Source organism: Shimia sp. R9_3 (genome assembly GCF_017743755.1).
In the GTDB taxonomy this organism is placed as follows: domain Bacteria; phylum Pseudomonadota; class Alphaproteobacteria; order Rhodobacterales; family Rhodobacteraceae; genus Shimia.
Genome location: NZ_JAGHRP010000026.1, coordinates 1 through 5,901 on the forward strand (window position 1 = coordinate 1; position 5,901 = coordinate 5,901).

The following is a 5,901-nucleotide window of genomic DNA, read 5'->3' on the forward strand; positions in this document are numbered from 1 at the left end:
TTGGTTGCGGGAGTAGGATTTGAACCTACGACCTTCAGGTTATGAGCCTGACGAGCTACCGGGCTGCTCCATCCCGCGACGCTTTTGATCTTTGGCCTGTGTTGGCTTTAAGATCTGTCGCCCTTCAGGACGTTTTATTTGTTCTGAAGGTATTTTTGTATCGTTTTGAGAGATGTTATTTTTGAGCTATTTTCTAGGTTTGGCGATGACCTACTCTCCCACAGCTTAAGCAGCAGTACCATCGGCGCTACGGTGCTTAACGGCCGGGTTCGGGATGGGACCGGGTGTTTCACTCGCGCTATGATCACCAAACCGAGGAAATAGCTCGGTTTATGTGTTGTCCAAGTCAGTATACTGATTGTTGTGTATGCTTTTGTGTCCGTAAAAGTCTTTCTTTTACTGGATCAAATCAAGCCTATCGGACCATTAGTACCGGTCAACTGAATGCATTGCTGCACTTACATCTCCGGCCTATCGACGAGGTGGTCTACCTCGGTCCTCAGGGATACCTTGTTTTGAGGGGGGCTTCCCGCTTAGATGCCTTCAGCGGTTATCCTGTCCGATCATAGCTACCCTGCACTGCTGCTGGCGCAACAACAGGTCCACCAGTGGATCGTTCACCCCGGTCCTCTCGTACTAGGGGCAACTCCTCTCAAGTATCCTACACCCACGGCAGATAGGGACCGAACTGTCTCACGACGTTCTAAACCCAGCTCACGTACCTCTTTAAACGGCGAACAGCCGTACCCTTGGGACCTGCTCCAGCCCCAGGATGAGATGAGCCGACATCGAGGTGCCAAACACTGCCGTCGATATGGACTCTTGGGCAGTATCAGCCTGTTATCCCCGGCGTACCTTTTATCCGTTGAGCGATGGCCCTTCCACTCGGGACCACCGGATCACTATGGCCGTCTTTCGACTCTGCTCGACTTGTCAGTCTCGCAGTCAGGCTGGCTTCTGCCATTGCACTCAACGAGCGATTTCCGACCGCTCTGAGCCAACCTTCGCGCGCCTCCGTTACGCTTTAGGAGGCGACCGCCCCAGTCAAACTACCCGCCACACAGGGTCCCGGATCCGGATAACGGACCGCGGTTAGACATCAAGCAATGCAAGGGTGGTATCTCAAGGGAGGCTCCACCAAAACTGGCGTTCTGGTTTCAAAGCCCACCACCTATCCTGCACATGCATGGCCTGATGCCAGTGTGAAGCTGTAGTAAAGGTGCACGGGGTCTTTCCGTCTAACCGCGGGAAGCCTGCATCTTGACAGGCAATTCAATTTCGCTGAGTCGATGTTGGAGACAGCGGGGAAGTCGTTACGCCATTCGTGCAGGTCGGAACTTACCCGACAAGGAATTTCGCTACCTTAGGACCGTTATAGTTACGGCCGCCGTTTACCTGGGCTTCAATTCGGAGCTCTCACCCCTCCTTTTAACCTTCAGGCACCGGGCAGGCGTCAGACCCTATACGTCGTCTTGCGACTTCGCAGAGCCCTGTGTTTTTAGTAAACAGTCGCCACCCCCTGGTTTGTGCCCCCAGCCAATACTTGCGTAGAAACTGGGCCTCCTTCTCGCGAACTTACGGAGGTATTTTGCCGAGTTCCTTCAACATCGTTCTCTCAAGCGCCTTGGTATGCTCTACCAGTCCACCTGTGTTGGTTTAGGGTACGGTCTCATGGAGGGCTATTTCCAGGAACCAATCAGCGGCCCACCCAATCCGATAAGGGTGAACAACCTTCATGATCCGTCACATCCTCCTGGCCTAGGAATATTAACCTAGTTCCCATCGGCTACGCCTTTCGGCCTCGCCTTAGGGGCCGGCTTACCCTGCTCAGATTAGCTTTAAGCAGGAACCCTTGGACTTTCGGCGAGAGTGTCTCTCACACTCTTTGTCGCTACTCATGTCATCATTCTCACTAGTGATCTCTCCACCGGATGGCTCACGCCCCGGCTTCATCGAAAGCTCCATATCCTGCGCTATATCCCGGAGGATATAGAAGAGGATTGGAACTATGTCACACTACGCTCTGCTACCGATGCTTACGCATCCCTAGACTTCGGCTCATGGCTTGAGCCCCGTTACATCTTCGCCGCAGGACAACTTATTTAGACCAGTGAGCTGTTACGCTATCTTTAAAGGATGGCTGCTTCTAAGCCAACCTCCTGGTTGTTTTGGTCGTCCCACCTGCTTTCCCACTTAGCCATGAATTAGGGGCCTTAGTCGTAGGTCAGGGTTGTTTCCCTCTCCACTACGGACGTTAGCATCCGCAGTGTGTCTGCCATCTAGTACTCCCGGGTATTCGGAGTTTGGTTAGGATCAGTAAGCCTGTGGGGCCCCATTACCCATCCAGTGCTCTACCCCCCGGGGTATTCGGATGACGCTCTACCTAAATAGATTTCGCAGAGAACCAGCTATCTCCGAGTTTGATTGGCCTTTCACCCCTAGGCACAGCTCATCCCGATCTTTTTCAACAGATGTGGGTTCGGTCCTCCAGTGCGTGTTACCGCACCTTCAACCTGGCCATGCCTAGATCACTCGGTTTCGGGTCTGATCCATCTAACTCATGCGCCCTATTAAGACTCGCTTTCGCTGCGCCTACACCTAACGGCTTAAGCTTGCTAGATAGACCAAGTCGATGACCCATTATACAAAAGGTACGCTGTCAGCCCTCAAGGGGCCTCCAACTGATTGTAGGCGTTCGGTTTCAGGTACTGTTTCACTCCCCTCGTCGGGGTGCTTTTCACCTTTCCCTCACGGTACTGGTTCGCTATCGGTCAGTAAGGAGTACTTAGCCTTCGAAGGTGGTCCTCCGATCTTCAGACAGGATTTCACGTGTCCCGCCCTACTTAATACATCCCTCAGAGCTTCCTATACGGGGCTGTCACCCACTATGGCCCGTCTTCCCAAACGGTTCTAGTCACTCATCAGGCTTGGCTGGTCCGCGTTCGCTCGCCACTACTAGCGGAGTATCAATTGATTTCCTTTCCTCCGGGTACTTAGATGTTTCAGTTCCCCGGGTTTGCTCTTAAGACCCTATGTATTCAGGTCAAAAGTACCTGGTTAAGAACATTATAAATTACCGAGGTAATTATAATGAACTTTCAGGTGGGTTCCCCCATTCAGAGATCCATGGATCAAAGCTTATTCTCAGCTCCCCATGGCTTATCGCAGAGTATCACGTCTTTCATCGCCTCTTACTGCCAAGGCATCCACCAAACGCCCTTCTCGCGCTTGATTTGATCCAGAAAGAGAAAGACTTGCGTCTCTCGTGATCGCAAAAGCTGGCATGCTCGCAATCCTGTTTCTGAACCAAAAGTCATACTTTCCCGCTCTTTGCCTTGGAACCCAGACTGCCGATGTCGGTCGGCCCCATCTGGAAGACAAAGAACTTATGCAAGATCTCTCGATCTTGCGGGTTAGTGTACTTGACTTGGACAACTCTGTTCGTTTCAGCAGGGATACGAAGGAGAAGACCGAGGAAACAGTCTTCAATATCGCCTCTCCAAAAGGAGACCTGACTGAGATCATCCCCGTACTTAGGGCGATCAAACAGTGTTGATTGTTATTCTCAAAACCTCTCATCACTGAGCTGTTTTGGAACAACTTGTATCTCTCTAAACGATGTCAAAGCTTCTTACGAAGCTGATGTCCGATTGGACGGCTAAACACTCGCAAGTGCTTAGCGATCTAATCGAGGGTAAATGGTGGAGCCTAGCGGGATCGAACCGCTGACCTCCTGAATGCAAATCAGGCGCTCTCCCAGCTGAGCTAAGGCCCCATTATCATCCCGAAGGATGGTGGTGGGTCGAGGAGGACTTGAACCTCCGACCTCACGCTTATCAGGCGTGCGCTCTAACCACCTGAGCTACCGACCCAGACAGGCCGGCAGGCCTGATGTATTCCTGAAGAGATATGGGGACGGCCTGGTCCGTTTGATATAGATCGGCAAAGGTACCGATCTGTTGCTAAGTGCATCCACGAAGTGAGAAAGAGAACTTTCTTACTTACTAGGTGCATCCTTAGAAAGGAGGTGATCCAGCCGCAGGTTCCCCTACGGCTACCTTGTTACGACTTCACCCCAGTCGCTGATCCTACCGTGGTCCGCTGCCTCCAAAAGGTTAGCGCACGGCCGTCGGGTAGAACCAACTCCCATGGTGTGACGGGCGGTGTGTACAAGGCCCGGGAACGTATTCACCGCGTCATGCTGTTACGCGATTACTAGCGATTCCGACTTCATGCCGTCGAGTTGCAGACGACAATCCGAACTGAGACAGTTTTTTGGGATTAACCCATTGTCACTGCCATTGTAGCACGTGTGTAGCCCAACCCGTAAGGGCCATGAGGACTTGACGTCATCCACACCTTCCTCCCGCTTATCACGGGCAGTTTCCCTAGAGTGCCCAGCCGAACTGCTGGCAACTAAGGATGTGGGTTGCGCTCGTTGCCGGACTTAACCGAACATCTCACGACACGAGCTGACGACAGCCATGCAGCACCTGTCACTAGGTCCCGAAGGAAGGCTCCATCTCTGGAGTTGTCCTAGGATGTCAAGGGTTGGTAAGGTTCTGCGCGTTGCTTCGAATTAAACCACATGCTCCACCGCTTGTGCGGGCCCCCGTCAATTCCTTTGAGTTTTAATCTTGCGACCGTACTCCCCAGGCGGAATGCTTAATCCGTTAGGTGTGTCACCGAATAGCATGCTACCCGACGACTGGCATTCATCGTTTACGGTGTGGACTACCAGGGTATCTAATCCTGTTTGCTCCCCACACTTTCGCACCTCAGCGTCAGTATCGAGCCAGTGAGCCGCCTTCGCCACTGGTGTTCCTCCGAATATCTACGAATTTCACCTCTACACTCGGAATTCCACTCACCTCTCTCGAACTCTAGGTTGCCAGTATTAAAGGCAGTTCCGGGGTTGAGCCCCGGGATTTCACCTCTAACTTAACAACCCGCCTACGCGCGCTTTACGCCCAGTAATTCCGAACAACGCTAACCCCCTCCGTATTACCGCGGCTGCTGGCACGGAGTTAGCCGGGGTTTCTTTACCTGCTACTGTCATTATCATCACAGGCGAAAGAGCTTTACGACCCTAGGGCCTTCATCACTCACGCGGCATGGCTGGATCAGGCTTGCGCCCATTGTCCAAGATTCCCCACTGCTGCCTCCCGTAGGAGTCTGGGCCGTGTCTCAGTCCCAGTGTTGCTGATCATCCTCTAAAACCAGCTATAGATCGTAGACTTGGTAGGCCGTTACCCCACCAACTATCTAATCTAACGCGGGCCGATCCCTCTCCGATAAATCTTTCCCCCGAAGGGCGTATAAGGTATTACTCTCCGTTTCCAGAGGCTATTCCTTAGAGAAGGGTACGTTCCCACGCGTTACTAACCCGTCCGCCGCTCACCCCGAAGGGCGCGCTCGACTTGCATGTGTTAGGCCTGCCGCCAGCGTTCGTTCTGAGCCAGGATCAAACTCTCAAGTTGAAACGCTGTTACCAGCGTATCCTTGACGTTCGAACCTCTGCACATCTCATCCAGGAGGCTAATCCCGGATGAACTCAAACTGTTTAATGTGCTCAGGTACCAGAAAGTACCGAAAGCCACCAAACAGTGAAGCTGTTGTAAACTCTATTATCAGCCGAAGCCTAAGAGCCGATATGCAGGTGTTTGTTCATCGAAAGAACCAAACCGCCCTCATATCTCTTCAGTGTCATCACAATGTCAAATAACGTCGGAGCCCAAACAAGAACCCCAGAGACAAAACCACCAGACCGCGCCGAAAAACTTCCTAGCGCAACCCGCTGATACTGCTCGATATTTCCAGAACTTCCCAACCCAGAGCCTCGCTCCCCGCCAGTCCGTCCCGCCGTTGTGCGCCTCAGCGCCGCCGGTGAAGGGGGTTCTA

3 tRNA genes and 3 rRNA genes are annotated in these 5,901 nt (G+C 52.7%); all 6 read right to left on the reverse strand.

From position 1 onward, the window contains the following. Position 1 precedes the first annotated feature (1 nt). Positions 2 to 78 (reverse strand) — tRNA-Met (locus J7412_RS21675). Positions 79 to 197: 119 nt separating this feature from the next. Then, positions 198 to 312: ribosomal RNA gene (rrf, locus tag J7412_RS21680) — 5S ribosomal RNA — on the reverse strand. Positions 313 to 405: 93 nt separating this feature from the next. Beyond that, positions 406 to 3,234 (reverse strand): 23S ribosomal RNA (locus tag J7412_RS21685). A gap of 465 nt (positions 3,235 to 3,699) precedes the next feature. Next, positions 3,700 to 3,775: transfer RNA gene (locus J7412_RS21690), tRNA-Ala, on the reverse strand. A gap of 20 nt (positions 3,776 to 3,795) precedes the next feature. Beyond that, positions 3,796 to 3,872, reverse strand: a tRNA-Ile gene (locus J7412_RS21695). A 148-nt stretch (positions 3,873 to 4,020) separates the two neighbouring features. Then, positions 4,021 to 5,480 (reverse strand): 16S ribosomal RNA (locus J7412_RS21700). The 16S, 23S and 5S rRNA genes sit together here with 3 tRNA genes alongside, the layout of an rRNA operon. Positions 5,481 to 5,901 lie beyond the last annotated feature (421 nt).